The organism is Streptomyces altiplanensis, assembly GCF_053591575.1.
Genome location: NZ_JBSFUB010000043.1, coordinates 1 through 16,650 on the forward strand (window position 1 = coordinate 1; position 16,650 = coordinate 16,650).

Consider the following 16,650-nt stretch of genomic DNA (forward strand, 5'->3'; position numbering starts at 1 on the left):
CGTCCCGGACAGGCACCCCATGGTGATGGTTCTGGGTTCCAGCGATTCCCTGTTGCGGGCTCCGCCCGCCGGCCGCCCCTGTGGCATCGCTCACCCCCGGGAGTGGACCCCCGGACACCTCCCGCGCCGGCCCCCGGTCGCCGCACAGGCTCAAATGCTCGCGCCTGTGCGGTGGTTGGGGGCCGGTAAAGGTTTCGTACAGGTGTCGGCAGGGGGGCGTCCACCTTGCGAGACGGTCACGGAGAGTGCAACCATCGTGTGTCTCCCAGTCCTCGCGAGGTAGGTCGTCTGTGTCTGTGCAGCCCATAGCCAAGCCCCGAACCACAGCAGTCGTGCTCGCCGGTGGTACCGGTCAGCGCGTGGGCCTGTCGATTCCCAAGCAGTTGCTGAAGATCGCCGGCAAGGCGGTCATCGAGCACACGCTGTCGATCTTCGAGCAGGCGGAGGGCATCGACGACATCATCGTTCTCATGGCACCGGGCTATGTGCCGGACGTCGAGAAGATCGTCGCGAAGGCCGGCCTCACCAAGGTCACCCAGGTCATCGAGGGCGGTTCGACGCGCAACGAGACCACCGAGCGCGCCATCTCCGCGCTAGGCGAGGGCCTCGCCGAGGGGGAGGACCGCAACGTCCTCTTCCACGACGCCGTGCGCCCCCTCCTGTCACAGCGTGTGATCCAGGACTGTGTCGACGCGCTGGAGCGCTACGAGGCGGTCGACGTCGCCATCCCGTCCGCGGACACGATCATCGTGACGCGCACGCACGGCGGCGACGGCGAGTTCATCACCGAGGTCCCGGACCGGTCCCGGCTGCGCCGCGGCCAGACGCCGCAGGCATTCAAGCTGTCGACGATCCGCAAGGCGTACGAAGTCGCCGCCGGCGACCCGAACTTCCAGGCCACCGACGACTGTTCGGTCGTCCTGAAGTACCTGCCGGACGTGCCGATCTACGTCGTCGCGGGCGACGAGTACAACATGAAGGTGACGCAGCCGGTCGACGTCTTCATCGCCGACAAGCTGTTCCAGCTCGCCTCCACCGCCGCCCCGCAGCAGGCCGACGAGGCCGCCTACCGCGAGCTCCTCGCCGGCAAGACGCTCGTGGTCTTCGGCGGTTCGTACGGCATCGGTGCGGACATCGCGGCCCTCGCCGAGAGTTACGGCGCCAAGGTGTACGCCCTGGGCCGCTCCACCACCGGCACGCACGTCGAGAACCCCGAGCACGTCGACGACGCCCTGTCGAAGGCGTACGCGGAGACCGGCCGCGTCGACTACGTGATCAACACGGCGGGCGTGCTCCGCATCGGCAAGCTCGCCGAGACGGACAGCGCGACCATCCAGGAAGCGCTGAACGTCAACTACCTGGCCCCCGTGCAGATCGCCCGCGCCGCGCACAAGTACCTCGCCGAGACCAAGGGCCAGCTGCTGCTCTACACCTCCAGCAGCTACACCCGCGGCCGCGCCGAGTACAGCCTCTACTCCTCCACGAAGGCCGCCATGGTGAACCTCACCCAGGCCCTCGCCGACGAGTGGGCCGCCGACGGCGTGCGCGTCAACTGCGTCAACCCGGAGCGCACGGCGACGCCGATGCGCACCAAGGCGTTCGGTGAGGAGCCCGCGGGCTCGCTGCTGTCCTCCGAGGCCGTGGCGCGTACGTCGCTGGACGTACTGCTCTCGGAGCTCACCGGACACGTCATCGACGTACGGCAGGTGGACCCGACGCGTGGCGCGTCCGAGGCGTCGGGATTCGAGCAGGCACTGGCCGCCGTCCTGAATCGCCAGGAAGATGTGTAATACTGCTTGACAATCTGTGATTCGGGCCTCTGTAGTCGCCAATAAAGCGATGCGCAGAGGCCCGAATTCGTGGAGCGGAATTTTATATTCCTCTTACACTGTAAATGACCGGCACCCCTCTGGAGCAGGTTCTTCGTGATTTCGACCGCCATCCGCCTGGCCCGCGTGGGCAGTGGATCCGAACTGGCCGCCGCCGCCGTCCTGGGGCTGGGATATCCGTGCATAATGCTGGCCGCACTGATTCCCAACCTCTGGTTCTTCGCGGCCGCCGTGGCCGCGACGTACCTCGCGGACCAGCATCTGCACCAGCGCGGCAGCTACTTGATCAACCGTCTGGGCAAGGTCCGGGCCGGTCTTTCGATCCGCTTCCTGGTGCGCCAGTTGCTGCTGATCCTCCTGCTGGCCCGCATGGAGCTGGCCGAGCAGACGATCTTCTACGTGACGATCGCCGGCCTGCTGCTGTTCTACGCCCTCCAGGCCCCGCACGGCGCGCTCGTCACCCTGATCCGCCTGCGCCGCAGGATGCCGGTGGTGACCCGCAACATCGACCTCTCCATGCTGCGCATCCCGGCGGCCCCGCCGAGGCGGCTGCTGAACCGGTCCGCCGAGAAGATGCTCCACCTCGACGTCTTCGCCGTGGTGGGCGTGCTGGCCGCGGTCGAGAGCGGACGGAGCGTCTTCGGCTACGCCGGTCTCGCGATCACCCTGGTCCTGGCGATCGCCTACGTCGCGGCGCTGCTGCCGTTCACCCGGCGCGGCCGCCGTGTCCCGCCGGTGAACACGGTCCTGGAGGGCATCGACGGCTGGCTGCGCGACTACCGCCCGACCACGGTCCTGTACTTCTCCGGTTCCCGGGAGTCGGCGTACCAGGTCAACATGTGGCTCGACACCATGAAGCAGCTCGACGGCAGGCCGCTGATCATCCTGCGCGAGCGCCACATCGTGCCGCAGCTCGGCCCGACGTCGGTGCCGGTCGTCTGCGTCCCGAGCGCCACGCACCTGATGAACATGGACCTCTCCACGGTCCGCGTCGCGCTCTACGCCGCCAACGTCGGCAAGAACATCCACATGCTGCGCGTCCCCACCATGAAGCACGTCTTCATCGGGCACGGCGACAGCGACAAGGTCGCGAGCATCAACCCGTACAGCAAGGTGTACGACGAGGTGTGGAGCGCGGGCCGGGCCGGCCGCGACCGCTACGCGCTCGCCGACGTCGGCGTCCGCGACGAGGACATCGTCGAGGTGGGCCGCCCGCAGCTCGCCCCGATCCAGACCTGGAGCGGTACGCCGAAGAACCCGGTCCCGACCGTCCTGTACGCCCCCACCTGGGAGGGCTGGGACGACAACCCGGGCAACACCTCGCTCCTGCTCGCCGGCGAGAACATCGTCAGGCGCCTGCTGGAGGCCCCGGAGCCGGTCCGGGTGCTCTACAAGCCGCACCCCTTCACCGGGACCCGCAGTCCCCAGGCCAAGGCCGTCCACGAACGCATCACCGCCATGGTGGAGAAGGCCGCGGCCGAGCGCGCCACCGACCCGCGCTGGGCGGAGGAGAGTTCCGCGCTCCGGGCCGAGCAGAGCGCGGCGCGGGCCGAACTGGCCCGTATCGAGGCACGCCTGGGCGAACTCGGAGCCGGCGGCAACGGCAACGGCAAGGCCAAGGCCGGCAAGGACGAGGCGGAGACCTCGCGCGACGCCCTGCCCGACCTGGCGCGCGAGGCCGAGCTGGCGACCCTCAGGGACGAGTGGAACGCCGCGTACTGGCGCTCGTTCGGGTGGTGGGAGCACCGGGTCGTCACCGGCGCCGAGCCGCGCCTGTACGACTGCTTCAACGAGTCGGACGGCATGGTCTCCGACATCTCCAGCGTCGTCTCGGACTTCATCGCGAGCGGCAAGCCGTACGCGGTGACCGACTCCGCGGAGCTGGGCGCCGAGGAGTTCAAGAAGCAGAACACCGCCGTGCGCGCCGCCGTGATCCTCTCCAACGACGCGCAGCAGCTCGGCGAGTTGCTCGCCGCCATCACGGGCGGCGAGAGCGCCGACACGCTGGCAGAGGACCGGCGCGAGCTGAAGGAGTACCTGCTGGGCCCCGACGAACCGGCGTCCATCGTGCAGTTCAACGACGCCGTACGGGCGCTCGCGGCCAAGTCCGAGGCCCGCAACCTGGGGGTGGCCCAGCGCACCGGCGTCGAGGTCGCCGTCACCGCGGCGGACCCGAGCGACTCCGCGCCGGAGGCCACGGGGCTCGACACGACGGTGGCGGGCTGACCCCCGACACCCGGACGGCACTCGCACGAAGATCTGAATTCGGCCCGGCGGAGCGTCTTTCGAGACGTTCTGCCGGGCCGTTCGTGCGTGTTGTGGCAGGCGTCACGTGGAAAAGTAACGATGGTGAACAACCCTTACCCCTGTAACGACGGTCTTGGATGTCGATGAACGAGAATGAGACGGGTATGGCCTCAGCTGAAATTCCCGATGTAACCGTGATCATCGGCGCCTACGAGGCGATGCCCTACTTGATCCCCTGCCTGGAATCGGTGGAAGCCCAGACGCTGGGTGCGGACCGCTTGGAGATCGTGGCCGTCAACGACGGCTCGACCGACGGGACCGGAGAATATCTCGACGATTTCGCAGCCAGGAGCAAGGTCAGGACGCGCGTGGTCCACCAGGAGAATTCCGGTGGTCCCAGCAAACCCCGCAACGTCGGCCTCGACATGGCCCGCGGCCGCTATGTCTTCTTCCTCGACGCCGACGACTACCTCGGCGCGGAAGCCCTGGAGCGGATGGTCGCGATGGCCGACCGCAACGGCACGGACGTCGTGCTGGGCAAGATCGAGGGCATCGGACGCGGCGCGCCCAAGTCCATGTTCGGACGCACCCTGGAACGTACGGACGTCTTCTCGTCCAACATCAAGATGACGCTCAGCGCGGAGAAGCTCTTCCGGCGCGAACTGCTGGAGAAGCACAAGATGCGCTTCGACCAGCAGCTGTACACCGGTGAGGACGCGCGCTTCACCCTTGAGGCATATGTGCGCAGTGCCGGGGTCTCGGTCATCGCCGACTACGTCTGCCTCTACATCGTGCGCCGCGACGACGGCAAGCACATCACGCAGAGCGGCAGTTACGCGATGCGCTTCGACTCGGCGAAGGCCCTGATGGACCTGATCGCCGAGCTCTACCCGCCCGGTGACCAGCGCGACGAGCTGATGATCCGGCCGTTCGTGATCACGCTGCTGCCGCAGTTCGACCACCGCTGGCTGAAGGCCACGGCCGGCACGCGCCAGGACAAGCTGGACCTCGCGCGGCCGCTCATGGAGAAGTACTGGACGCCGGGCGTGGCCCGCCGGCTGAAGGTGCCCGAGCGGCTGCGGATGTACTACGTCGCCGAGGGGCGGGCCGATCTCCTGGAGGACCACCTCACGTTCCTCCAGGAGAAGAAGGTGCCCGAGGTGATCCGCAAGGGCGCGGCGGCCAAGCCCTACCTCGCGTATCCGCACTTCGAGGACGAGGCGGCGGGCGTACCCGCCGAGATGTTCGCGGTCACGGTCTCGGAGTGGGTCGACGGGGTACGTGTCACCGCGCCCAGGGGGACCGCGCCCCAGCGCGCCGTACCCAAGCCGTCCTTCGCCCGGCGCGTGGTGCGCAAGCTGCGCAGGATGGCCCGCGGGGCGATGGCGGGCCGCCGTCCGGCCCGCTCCTGACGGAGGCTCACCAGGCCCCTGGTCCGTTTCCCGCCCCTCCCGGAACCGGGGGGAGACGGACCGGAGGCGGTGTCCGGCCGGAAGCCAGGGCGGCGCGAACGCCGTCCGCACGGCGACCGGCCGGCGGTCCAGCGGGCGGAATGCGCAGGCGCCGCCCGGAGCGGCTCACGTACATTGCGGGGAGAACCGGGCGAGCAAGAGTGGGGTCTGTACGTGTCAGGGGCAAGGCAGGGCGTCGCGGAGGCCCGCAGGATCGTCGTCAAGGTCGGTTCCTCATCGCTGACCACCGCGTCGGGGGGCCTCGACGCCGACCGCGTCGACGCGCTCGTCGACGTACTCGCCAAGGCGCGCAGCGGCGGTGAGAAGGAGATCGTGCTGGTGTCGAGCGGCGCCATCGCCGCCGGGCTGGCGCCGCTGGGGCTCGCCCGCCGCCCCAAGGACCTGGCCAGGCAGCAGGCCGCCGCCAGCGTCGGCCAGGGGCTGCTCGTGGCCCGCTACACGGCCTCCTTCGCGCGGTACGGCGTACGCGTCGGCCAGGTGCTGCTGACCTCCGACGACACCAGCCGCCGCGCCCACTACCGCAACGCCTACCGGACACTGGACCAGCTCATCACCATGGGCGCGGTCCCGGTCGTCAACGAGAACGACACCGTCGCCACGGACGAGATCCGCTTCGGTGACAACGACCGGCTCGCCGCCCTCGTCGCCCATCTCGTCCGGGCCGACCTGCTGGTGCTCCTCTCGGACGTGGACGGGCTGTACGACGGCGACCCCAGCACCCCCGGCGCCTCGCGCATCGACGAGGTGCACGGCCCCGGCGACATCGCGCACGTCTCCATCGGCAGCGCGGGCAAGGCGGGCGTCGGCACCGGCGGCATGGTGACCAAGGTCGAGGCGGCCCGTATCGCCGCGGCCGCCGGCATCCCCGTCGTCCTCACCTCCGCCAGCCACGCCGCCGACGCCCTCGCGGGCCGCGACACGGGCACGTACTTCCACCGCACCGGCCGCCGCAGCGCCGACCGGCTGCTGTGGCTCGCGCACGCCTCGACGCCGCAGGGCGCGCTCACGCTCGACGACGGGGCGGTACGGGCCGTGGTGGAGCGGCGTACCTCGCTGCTGCCCGCCGGGATCGCCGGGGTCGAGGGGGAGTTCAGCGCGGGCGACCCCGTGGAGCTGCGGGACACGGCGGGCGTGGCCGTCGCCCGGGGGCTCGTCAACTACGACGCCAAGGAGATCCCGCAGCTGCTCGGACGCTCCACCCACGACCTGGCGAAGGAGCTCGGGCCCGCGTACGAGCGTGAAGTCGTACACAGGGACGATCTGGTCGTTCTCCACCCCTGAAACGGCTGAAAGACCCGCCCCGGGGCAGAGACCTTCGCGAAAACCGCCCCGCGCCGGGCCCAGGACTGGTCAACTTTGTTGCGGGGATCCAGGGGGACACGGCACAGCGACACATCAGAGGAGGCCGCCGGTGAGACGAGTACGTCCGGGGGCGCTGCCCCGAGGCACGGTCGGGCGAACCCTGACCAGTGTCGGGGCGGGAGCGGACTTCGACGGAGGCCCGGAGCCGGACCAGGCGCCGGGCACCGGCCGGGAGGCCCACGGCAGCCGGGAAGCGTCGAGGCTCTGGCACATCACCCTCAGCGTCTCGGGGGCCGAGACGCCGCTGCAGGAGGTCAGACGAGGTCTCGAACAGCTCGCCCACGACCATCCCTTCCTGCTGACCAGCAGGTACGCCAACGACCACGCGGAGATCCGCTACTGGGAAGAGGCACGGGACCTGCACGACGCCGCGGCCGTCGCGCTGCGCCTGTGGGGCGAGCACCGGTCCACGTCGAAGCTGCCGCCGTGGGAGATCGTGGGCCTGGAGGTCATCGACCGGGACACCTACCACCAGCGGATCGCCGAGGGGTACGGCCCGCCGCCCGCGGCCCCGGTCGGGGTGCACCCGTACTGACCGGCCGCCGCATCGCCGGGGCGGCCGGGTCCCGGCGTGCGCCGTCTCGCGGAACGGGATACCCGGTGGATGCCGGCGGAGCGCGCATTAGTCTGCGGGTATGACCTCGCACTCTCCTCTCGCCGACTCCGACACGACCGCCGCCGGGTCCCCGGTCGCGTCGACCGCACGCCGGGCCCGCGTCGCCGCCGACGCGATCGCGCCACTTCCGCGCTCCGCCAAGGACGCCGCGCTGCTGGCCGTCGCCGACGCGCTGGAGGCCCGTACGGACGAGATCGTCGAGGCCAACGCCCAGGACACCGCCAAGGCCCGCGCCGCCGGGACGAGCGACACGGTGATCGACCGGCTGACGCTGACCCCGGAGCGGGTCGCCGCCATCGCCTCCGACGTCCGGGACGTGGCCGCGCTGCCCGACCCGGTCGGCGAGGTCGTACGCGGCTCCACCCTGCCCAACGGCATCGACCTGCGGCAGGTGCGCGTGCCGCTCGGCGTCGTCGGGATCATCTACGAGGCCCGGCCGAACGTGACCGTGGACGCCGCCGCGCTCTGCCTCAAGTCCGGCAACGCGGTGCTGCTGCGCGGATCCTCGTCGGCGTACGCCTCCAACACCGCGCTCGTCGGCGTTGTGCGCGACGCGATCGCCGGGGCCGGCCTGCCCGCCGACGCCGTGCAGCTCGTGCCGGGGGAGTCCCGCGACTCGGTGCGCGAGCTGATGCGCGCCCGCGGCCTGGTCGACGTCCTGATCCCGCGCGGCGGCGCGTCCCTGATCCGTACGGTCGTCGAGGAGTCCACCGTCCCCGTCATCGAGACGGGCACCGGCAACTGCCACGTCTACGTGGACGCCGAGGCCGACATCGACATGGCCGTCGAGATCCTGGTCAACTCCAAGGCGCAGCGGCCCAGCGTCTGCAATGCGGCCGAGACGCTCCTCGTCCACCAGGACATCGCCGACGCCTTCCTGCCGCGCGCCCTGGACGCGCTCGCCGGGGCGGGCGTCACGGTCCACGGCGACGAGCGGGTGCTCCCGTACGCCGAGGGGTCCAAGGCGGCCGTCGTGGCCGCCACGGAGGAGGACTGGGAGACCGAGTACCTCTCGTACGACATCGCCGCCGCCGTCGTCGACTCGCTGGACGGGGCCGTCACCCACATCCGCCGCTGGACCTCCGGGCACACCGAGGCGATCGTCACGACGTCGCAGGCCGCGGCCCGCCGCTTCACGCAGCTGGTGGACTCGACGACGGTCGCGGTGAACGCGTCCACCCGCTTCACGGACGGCGGTCAGTTCGGTTTCGGCGCCGAGATCGGCATTTCCACGCAGAAGCTGCACGCCCGCGGTCCGATGGGCCTGCCCGAGCTGACCTCGACGAAGTACATCGTGACGGGCGACGGTCACACGCGTTAGCGAACTCCTCGTTCGCACGTTCTCTGCCCAAAACGACCGTCCCGGTCTACGCTGAACGGGTGCCGGACGACGTGGGGGGCAAGCCGTTCGAGGACGGCTGGGAGCCCAACGACGACCGCGGGGGCGCGGACGAGGACTTCGCCTCCGTGGTATTCGACGAGGACTTCGTACGGGCCGCCGAGGTCCATGAGCCGACCGCCGTCGAGCGGCTGCTGGCGGCCGCCCAGGCGCACGCCGAGGCCGAGGCGGCCAGGGCGCGGGCCGGCAAGGTCCCCCCGGACGACGACCTCTACGAGGATCTCCACGACGACGGGTACGGACCCGGGTACGGCGCCCGCGAGTACGGCCACGACGGCGTGTACGGCCCGCTGGACGACGAGGACGAGTACGGCGACGGCACGGGCCCGTACGGTCGGCACGGCGGCGCCCTGCGCCCGTACCGCGGCAACGCGCGCTGGCACCGGCCCGTGGCGTGGATGCTGGCCCTCCTGATGGGCATCGGGATGGTGGCGCTCGCCTTCACCGCGGTCTACCGGGGCGCGTCGGCGGGGCGGCACGACCAGGTGCCGCTGCCCGCGACGAGCGACAACTCCCGGCCCGGCGGTCCCTCGGCCTCCGCCGAGTACTCCGCGCCGGCCGCGCCCGCGGTTCCGCGCACCACGCCCTGACCGGCGGGAACGGCCGCGAAGGAGCCGCCGGCCGAGCGGGCCGGGCCCGGGCGCCGCCCGGGTGGGAGCCGGTCACAACTTGGCACGTACCAGGGCGTTTACCTCCGCCTCCGCCGACCTACTCTGAAGGTATGGCAGGGCGCGGAGAGCCGCCGGAAGGTCCGCCCGAGGGCCTCCCCGGTGGCAGCGACGACGAGTACCGGTCCGTCGTCTTCGACGAATCGTTCGTGCGGGCTGCCCGCCTCCAGGAATTCTCCGCGCAGGAGCGGATGAACGACCACGCGGAGGCCGTGCGCAGCCGGCCCGCCCGGGCGGCATCCCGCGACGGCGGCAGCGGTGGCGGCCGCAGGGGCACGGGGGCCAAGCAGGCGCTGGCGCTCGTCCTGGTGGTCGCGCTCGCCTTCGCCATGGCGGTCTACCTGGGCGTACGCCACCCCTACCAGCCGTCGCCCGCCCCGCACGCCGGACCGCTGCGGATGTCGGTGGTGCCGCTGGCCCCGGAGAGCACGGTGCCGGGCGGAGCGCCCGCCGAGCTCTTCGAACACAGTCCGGCCGCGCGGTTCCGGACGGGCGCGGAGGGCATCGCCCTGCCGGCCGCACGGCGCACCGCACACTTCTCGGAGGGCCAGGTGCTGTCCGCCCTGACCGTCGCGAAGGACTACCTCGTCGCGTCGTCCCTCGCCCCGGACGTGCTGAAGGGCTCCACCGTCCGTCCGGTGCGCGTGCTGCTCGACCCCGGCCAGCTGACGCAGTTCGACCGCAGCTTCGACGCCCCCGCCGGTGACGGCAGGCACGCGGCCACGGGCTGGCTGGTGCGCTTCGATCCGGTGAAGGTGGCGCTCGCGGCCCCGCAGGTGCGCGTCCGGGGCGTACTGCGCGTCGAGGAGACGGAGTCCGGCCGTCTCGAAGTGACCTCCGACCACACCTTCGTGTACGCGCTGCGGCCGGCGGGGGACTCTGCCGGGCTGCCGCGGGCGGACGGCGCGTCGCTGTTCACCGTCCGCCGCGAACTGCACTTCCGCTTCGACCGCGACGACCTGCGGATGCACCGGGCCGAGCTGCTCTTCTCGTACGTCCAGGCCGGGCCCCAGGCATGCTCGGCCGACGCGGCGGACCGCCTGCGGCCCGTGCTGGCCGGGCAGCGGGCGGCGGACGACCGGGGGCCCGCCGGGACCGATCCGTACACGACGGGCCGGGCCACGACGGCGCTGTGCGGGACACTCGCGCCGAGCGCCATGCCCAGCACCCGGGACGACGGCTGATCCGGGGCGCCGCCCGGACCCGCACCCGGAAGTGGACTCGGGACCGGCCCCCGGGCCCCGGTCCCGGCCCCCCGTATGCCGGTGCTCAGCCGTCGGACGGGCTCGCCTTGCCCCCGCCGTTGAACTTGTCCCGCAGCTTGCCGCCCAGGTCCCCCGCACCGCCCGCGATGTCGCCCACGAGCTTCATCAGCGGGTCCTTGCTGGTGCGCACCGTGTCGGCGTAGTGGGAGGCGGACTCGCGGAAGGAGTCCGTGACGGACGTGTCGCCGTCCTCGTCGCGCTTCGGGTAGTGGCCGTCCATGATCCGCTGGTGGTCGCGGCTCTCGGCCCACTTCTTCAGCTCGGCGGCCCGCACCGTGGTGAACGGGTGCGAGCGCGGCAGGACGTTGAGGATCTTCAGCACGGAGTCCCGCAGGTCGCCTCCCGCTTCGTACTCCTCGGCCTGCTCCAGGAACGCGTCCACGTTCATCTCGTGCAGGTGGTTGCCGCCGGCGATCTTCATCAGGCCGCGCATCGACGCCTGGAGGTCCTGGCCGACCAGCAGGCCGGCCCGGTCGGCGGAGAGCTCCGACTTGCGGAACCACTCGCGCAGCGCCGTCACGATCGCCATGATCGCGATGTTGCCGAGCGGGATCCAGGCGACCTTGAGCGCCAGGTTCGTGAGGAACAGCAGGATCGTCCGGTAGACGGAGTGCCCGGACAGCGCGTGGCCCACCTCGTGGCCGACGACCGCCCGCATCTCCTCCTCGTCGAGCAGCTCGACCAGGCCCGTGGTGACCACGATGATCGGCTCGTCGAGACCGATGCACATGGCATTGGGCTTCGGGTCCTGCGTGACGTACATCGGAGGGACCTTCTTGAGGTCCAGGATGTAACAGGCGTCCAGCAGCATCGTGTGCAGATGCGCGAACTGGGCCTCGCTCACCCGCACCGAGTCGGAGAGGAAGAGCAGCCGCAGGCTGCGCTCGGGAAGCAGTCCGCTGAGTGCCTTGAACACGGTGTCGAAGCCGGTGAGCTTGCGCAGGGCCACCAGGGCCGAGCGGTCCGCCGGGTGTTCGTACGCCCTGGACGAGATGTCCGGGAAGCGCCGGCGATTGCGGCTCGGTACGTTCTCGTGATTGCCGTCGGTCATGGATGGCCCCCTGTCTACGAGTGTTTCCCGTCCCCCGGACGGCCCCAGCGTATGTGCTCACGTGCGCCGCGCTCGGCCGGTTCCCGGAGCCGGTCATCGCGTGAACGACTGAGTCGGCGTGAGCGTGCCCGGGCCGCCCGCATACGATGTTCGTGAAGTCTCCCCTCCGACTCCCGACTCCCGATAGGTCCTGCCGAAGATGAGCCTCCACAGCACCGCCGCCTCCCTCGTGACCCTCGCCTCCGGTGAGGGCGGCGAGCACGGCGGGAACCACGCGTCCCTCAGCCCCTACGTCACCGGCGTCGGCGCGTTCCTCGCGCTCATGCTCCTGCTGTGGATCACCACGCGCTTCAACCGGGACCGCTGAGTCGGGGCCGCGGCAGGGGGCCAGTAGGCTCTGCACGCATGGGAGAGCAGCAAGTGCCGAGCGGTCCGGGCAAGCGCCGACTCGGCGTGATGGGCGGGACGTTCGATCCGATTCACCATGGGCACCTGGTGGCCGCCAGCGAGGTGGCCGCCCAGTTCCACCTCGACGAGGTGGTGTTCGTGCCGACCGGGCAGCCGTGGCAGAAGAGCCACAAGCAGGTCTCCCCGGCCGAGGACCGCTATTTGATGACGGTCATCGCGACCGCGTCCAACCCGCAGTTCTCGGTGAGCCGGATCGACATCGACCGTGGCGGCCCGACCTACACCATCGACACGCTGCGGGACCTGCGTGAGCTGAACAGCGACTCGGACCTCTTCTTCATCACCGGCGCCGACGCGCTCGCCCAGATCCTCACCTGGCGGGACGCGGAGGAGCTGTTCTCGCTCTCCCACTTCATCGGTGTGACCCGGCCCGGTCACGACCTGACGGACGACGGTCTGCCCAAGGGGGGTGTCTCCCTGGTGGAGGTGCCGGCCCTGGCGATCTCGTCGACCGACTGCCGGGCGAGGGTCGCGGCGGGTGAGCCTGTCTGGTATCTCGTTCCGGACGGTGTGGTCCGCTACATCGACAAGCGCGAGCTGTACCACCGCTGAGCGGTCGGCCCGGCCGTACGGGGAGCACAGACAAGCAGGGAGAGGGCCACCGGTGAACGACCGACAGCACCCGTACGACCCGTACGACCCGTATGCCCAGCAGCCGGAGATCATCGGCTACGACGCGTACGGGCAGCCGGTGTACCAGCAGGCGCAGCAGTACGACGCGCAGCAGTACGACGCGCCACAGCAGCAGGGTTACGGCTACGACCCGTACGCGCAGCAGCCGCCGTACGACCCGTACGCCCAGCAGCAGGAACAGCAGCAGCAGTACGGGTACGTCGACACCGCTCAGCAGCAGTGGATCCCGCAGCAGGCCGCACCCGCCCCCGGTCCCGCGCCCGTTGCTGAGCCCGCTCATGTGCCGGACCCGGAGCCGGAGCCGGAGCCCCAGGTCGCTTCCGTGCCCCAGCAGCGCCGCCCCACGCCCGAGTACGCGACCGAGCAGTTCTCCTTCGTCGAGGAGCCGGACGAGAACTCCGAAGACGTCATCGACTGGCTGAAGTTCACCGAGAGCCGCACCGAGCGCCGCGAGGAGGCCAGGCGCCGCGGCCGCAACCGCGTCGTCGCCCTGGTTGCCGCGGTGGCCCTGGTGGTCGCGGGCGGCGTCGGCTACCTCTGGTACGCGGGAATGCTGCCCGGCCTCTCCGGCAAGCAGGACACGCCGCCCGCCGCGGCGGGCGGCCCGCAGAAGCGCGACGTGATCGTGGTGCACCTGCACACCAGGGAGGGCGCCACCTCCACCGCGCTGCTCGTGGACAACGTCACCACGAAACAGGGCACCACCGTCCTGCTCCCCAACTCGCTCGCCGTGGCGGGCGACGACGGCACCACGACCACGCTCGGCAAGTCCGTCGACGACGACGGTTCGGCGGGCACGCGCGAGGCGCTCGGTTCCGTACTGGGGACGAGGATCGGCGGCTCCTGGCGGCTCGACACCCCGTACCTGGAGAACCTCGTCGAGCTGGTCGGCAACGTGGAGGTCGACACCGACACCGATGTGCCCGACTCCAAGAAGGGCGCGTCACCCGTGGTGCGGCAGGGCAAGGGGCAGACGCTGAGCGGCCGCATGGCCGTCGCGTACGCCACCTACCGCGCGCCCGGTGAGGCCGAGGCCGAGCAGCTCCGGCGCTTCGGACAGGTCATGCAGGGCGTACTGAAGAAGATCTCGGACGACCCGCAGGCCGCGACCACCACCGTGCGCTCGCTGGCGCAGATCCTCGACCCCTCGTTGCCGGAGAAGGACCTGGGCGCCTCGCTCGCCAAGCTCGCCGGACACGCCAAGGCCGGCGACCACCGGACGGCGCAGCTGCCGGTCCAGCCCGACGGCACGCTGAGTGACTCCGACGCCGAGAGTGTGGTGAAGGACATTCTCGGCGGCTCGGTCAGCAGCCCGGAGCAGGGCGCGGCCGTGCGGGTCGGCGTCAGGAACGCCCAGGGGACCACCGGCGCCACCGAGACCGCGAGGATTGATCTGGTCAACGGCGGATACGCGTTCGTGGACGCCGGCAAGGCCGCCTCCGTGGTCACGTCGTCGCAGGTCAGCTACGGCGACGCGGCGAAGAGGGCGACGGCGGAAGAGGTGGCGAAGACGCTGGGTCTGCCGGCGGGCGCGGTGCGCAAGGGCAAGGCGGCCGCGAACGCCGACGTGACGGTCGTACTGGGCCAGGATTTCAAGGTGGAGTAATCCCGTCGGCGCTGTCGGCGGTCCGTGAGACCCTGGGGGTATCTCTGACCGCCGACGAAAGCCTGCTTGTGACCGCCACTGACCGTTCCATCGAGCTCATCAACGCCGCCGCTCAGGCGGCCGCAGACCGGCTCGCGCACGACATCATCGCGTACGACGTCAGCGATGTGCTCTCCATCACTGACGCCTTCCTGGTCGCCTCGGCGCCCAACGACCGCCAGGTCAAGTCGATCGTCGACGAGATCGAGGAGCGGCTGAACAAGGAACTCGGCGCCAAGCCCGTGCGTCGCGAGGGCGACCGCGAGGCCCGCTGGGTGCTTCTCGACTACGTCGACATCGTCGTCCACGTCCAGCACAGCGAGGAGCGCGTCTTCTACGCGCTGGAGCGCCTCTGGAAGGACTGCCCCGAGATCGCCCTGCCCGAGGACGCCGTCAAGACCCGCGGCCTGGCCGAAGAGCACGCGAAGCTGCATGCGGCCGGCGAAGTGGACGGAGACCTGAGCTGAACGCCAGCGACACCGGCAAGCGGAGCCGGGGCCGCAGGATCATCCTGTGGCGACACGGCCAGACCTCCTGGAACCTGGAGCGCCGCTTCCAGGGCAGCACGGACATCGAGCTGACCGAGACCGGCGTCGCCCAGGCGCGCCGGGCCGCGAGGCTGCTCGCCTCCCTGAAGCCGGACGCGATGATCGCGTCCGACCTCAAGCGGGCGGCGGCCACGGCCGGTGAGCTGTCGGCCCTGACCGGCCTCGACGTGACGTACGACGAGGGACTGCGCGAGACGTACGCGGGTGCCTGGCAGGGCCTGACGCACGAAGAGATCATCGGGCGGTTCGGCGAGCAGTACGCGGCGTGGAAGCGCGGCGAGCCGGTGCGGCGCGGTGGCGGCGAGCTGGAGACCGAGGTCGCCGACCGGGCGGCTCCCGTCGTACTCGCGCACGCCGACAAGCTGCCCGACAACGGCACGCTCGTCGTGGTCAGCCACGGCGGCACCATCCGTACCACCATCGGACGGCTCCTGGGCCTGGAGTCGTACCACTGGGAGGGCCTCGGCGGGCTCTCCAACTGCTGCTGGTCGGTGCTGGGCGAGGGCGCCCGCGGCTGGCGGCTGACGGAGCACAACGCCGGGACGCTCCCGGAACCGGTGCTCGGCGACGACGACTGACGGATTTCGCTTTCCGGCAGGTCGCAGGCTAAAGTTCTTCTTGTTCGCAGCGCACAGCGCGGAGAACAGCGGGGCTATAGCTCAGTTGGTAGAGCGCCTGCATGGCATGCAGGAGGTCAGGAGTTCAATTCTCCTTAGCTCCACAATCGCGACAGGATCCCGGTTCCTCCTTCAGGAGGGGCCGGGATTTCTTGTTGTGCCCGCCGTCGGTGGGCGTGGGCGACGCTGCGGCGTCCCGTCGGCGGGCAGCGACACCGACGCCAGGCTCGGCGCCATTCGGCACCCTCTTCCTGAACCGGCTGAATGAGCCGGGGCGCGCGCATACGCCGATGCACTGTGGGTATGCGCCCTTGCGTCGGCTGCCGCGTCGATCTTTCGGTGCTGCGGCGGTCCTCCTGTGCCCACGTCACTGACCCCCTTGCGGAGCCATGGCAGAATCGGACGGCCGGAGGGGGACGACGGTCTGACGGGGAGGGAGAGCGCGATGCCCGTGAGCATCCTCGATGCGGTCAGTGCTCTGCCCGGCAGCGACAACGGAGGTATCGCGTACGTGTGCACGGCCTGCCGCCACAGCTGGAACTGAGTGATGGGCGCACACAGGCGGAAATGCGACTGGTGCGGCAGTGGCACGCCCATCGTCAGGGACATGGAACCGGTCAACGCCGACTACCAGTACTGGTGCGAGGAATGCGCCCGGGCGCTGATCATAAAAGGCGACCCCATCGAGACGTACCGCGAACTCGAGGGTGAGCCGATCTACGGCCGGCTGCTCGACGAGCACTGCACGCTCAAGCGTTTCTACTCCTTCGCCACAGCGTGAGCGCAGCACCGGGCACATCTGGGCAGAACGGGCGCGTGGGTAAAGGATT

Annotated in this window: 15 protein-coding genes and 1 tRNA gene; 15 read left to right on the forward strand and 1 reads right to left on the reverse strand. The window is 70.5% G+C overall.

Annotated features, from left to right (window positions below; genetic code table 11):
* Positions 1-290 precede the first annotated feature (290 nt).
* The 8 genes from ACWD0Y_RS19685 (at position 291) to ACWD0Y_RS19720 (ending at position 10,777) form a co-directional block, all read left to right on the forward strand.
* Entirely contained in the window at positions 291-1,790 is a 1,500-nt protein-coding gene (locus ACWD0Y_RS19685; protein ID WP_450261608.1) for a D-ribitol-5-phosphate cytidylyltransferase, read from the forward strand.
* A 135-nt stretch (positions 1,791-1,925) separates the two neighbouring features.
* A complete protein-coding gene (locus ACWD0Y_RS19690; RefSeq protein WP_450261609.1) occupies positions 1,926-4,055 on the forward strand; it encodes a hypothetical protein in 2,130 nt (709 codons plus the stop codon).
* A 185-nt stretch (positions 4,056-4,240) separates the two neighbouring features.
* Entirely contained in the window at positions 4,241-5,488 is a 1,248-nt protein-coding gene (locus tag ACWD0Y_RS19695; RefSeq protein WP_450261610.1) for a glycosyltransferase family 2 protein, read from the forward strand.
* Positions 5,489-5,701: 213 nt separating this feature from the next.
* A complete protein-coding gene (gene proB, locus ACWD0Y_RS19700) occupies positions 5,702-6,829 on the forward strand; it encodes a glutamate 5-kinase (RefSeq protein ID WP_450261611.1) in 1,128 nt (375 codons plus the stop codon).
* A 130-nt stretch (positions 6,830-6,959) separates the two neighbouring features.
* Positions 6,960-7,445, forward strand: a complete 486-nt coding sequence (locus ACWD0Y_RS19705) for a hypothetical protein (protein ID WP_450261612.1) — start codon at positions 6,960-6,962, stop codon at positions 7,443-7,445.
* 100 nt (positions 7,446-7,545) lie between these two features.
* Entirely contained in the window at positions 7,546-8,847 is a 1,302-nt protein-coding gene (locus ACWD0Y_RS19710) for a glutamate-5-semialdehyde dehydrogenase (RefSeq protein ID WP_450261613.1), read from the forward strand.
* Positions 8,848-8,906: 59 nt separating this feature from the next.
* On the forward strand, positions 8,907-9,515 hold the full coding sequence (locus tag ACWD0Y_RS19715; RefSeq protein WP_450261614.1) for an SCO2584 family spore wall biosynthesis protein: 609 nt from the start codon (positions 8,907-8,909) through the stop codon (positions 9,513-9,515).
* A gap of 131 nt (positions 9,516-9,646) precedes the next feature.
* Positions 9,647-10,777, forward strand: coding sequence for an SCO2583 family membrane protein (locus tag ACWD0Y_RS19720; protein ID WP_450261615.1), 1,131 nt, complete (start codon positions 9,647-9,649; stop codon positions 10,775-10,777).
* Between the two features lie 85 nt (positions 10,778-10,862).
* Here ACWD0Y_RS19720 and ACWD0Y_RS19725 read toward each other — a convergent pair whose 3' ends face one another.
* On the reverse strand, positions 10,863-11,909 hold the full coding sequence (locus ACWD0Y_RS19725; protein WP_450261616.1) for a M48 family metallopeptidase: 1,047 nt from the start codon (positions 11,907-11,909) through the stop codon (positions 10,863-10,865).
* Between the two features lie 199 nt (positions 11,910-12,108).
* Here ACWD0Y_RS19725 and ACWD0Y_RS19730 point away from each other — a divergent pair, with 199 nt between their 5' ends.
* The 7 genes from ACWD0Y_RS19730 (at position 12,109) to ACWD0Y_RS19760 (ending at position 16,601) form a co-directional block, all read left to right on the forward strand.
* On the forward strand, positions 12,109-12,276 hold the full coding sequence (locus ACWD0Y_RS19730; protein WP_093800885.1) for a hypothetical protein: 168 nt from the start codon (positions 12,109-12,111) through the stop codon (positions 12,274-12,276).
* A gap of 38 nt (positions 12,277-12,314) precedes the next feature.
* Entirely contained in the window at positions 12,315-12,929 is a 615-nt protein-coding gene (nadD, locus tag ACWD0Y_RS19735) for a nicotinate-nucleotide adenylyltransferase (protein ID WP_450261617.1), read from the forward strand.
* Positions 12,930-12,981: 52 nt separating this feature from the next.
* Positions 12,982-14,616: an LCP family protein gene (locus tag ACWD0Y_RS19740; RefSeq protein WP_450261618.1), complete on the forward strand. Its 1,635-nt coding sequence runs from the start codon at positions 12,982-12,984 to the stop codon at positions 14,614-14,616.
* A 68-nt stretch (positions 14,617-14,684) separates the two neighbouring features.
* Entirely contained in the window at positions 14,685-15,122 is a 438-nt protein-coding gene (gene rsfS, locus ACWD0Y_RS19745; RefSeq protein ID WP_450261619.1) for a ribosome silencing factor, read from the forward strand.
* Positions 15,119-15,781, forward strand: coding sequence for a histidine phosphatase family protein (locus ACWD0Y_RS19750; RefSeq protein WP_450261648.1), 663 nt, complete (start codon positions 15,119-15,121; stop codon positions 15,779-15,781). Before rsfS ends, ACWD0Y_RS19750 begins: the two co-directional genes overlap by 4 nt.
* Before the next feature lie 70 nt (positions 15,782-15,851).
* Positions 15,852-15,924: transfer RNA gene (locus tag ACWD0Y_RS19755), tRNA-Ala, on the forward strand.
* Between the two features lie 443 nt (positions 15,925-16,367).
* Positions 16,368-16,601 carry a hypothetical protein gene (locus tag ACWD0Y_RS19760; RefSeq protein ID WP_028813478.1) on the forward strand — a complete coding sequence of 78 codons (234 nt, stop codon included), beginning with the start codon at positions 16,368-16,370 and terminating at the stop codon, positions 16,599-16,601.
* Positions 16,602-16,650 lie beyond the last annotated feature (49 nt).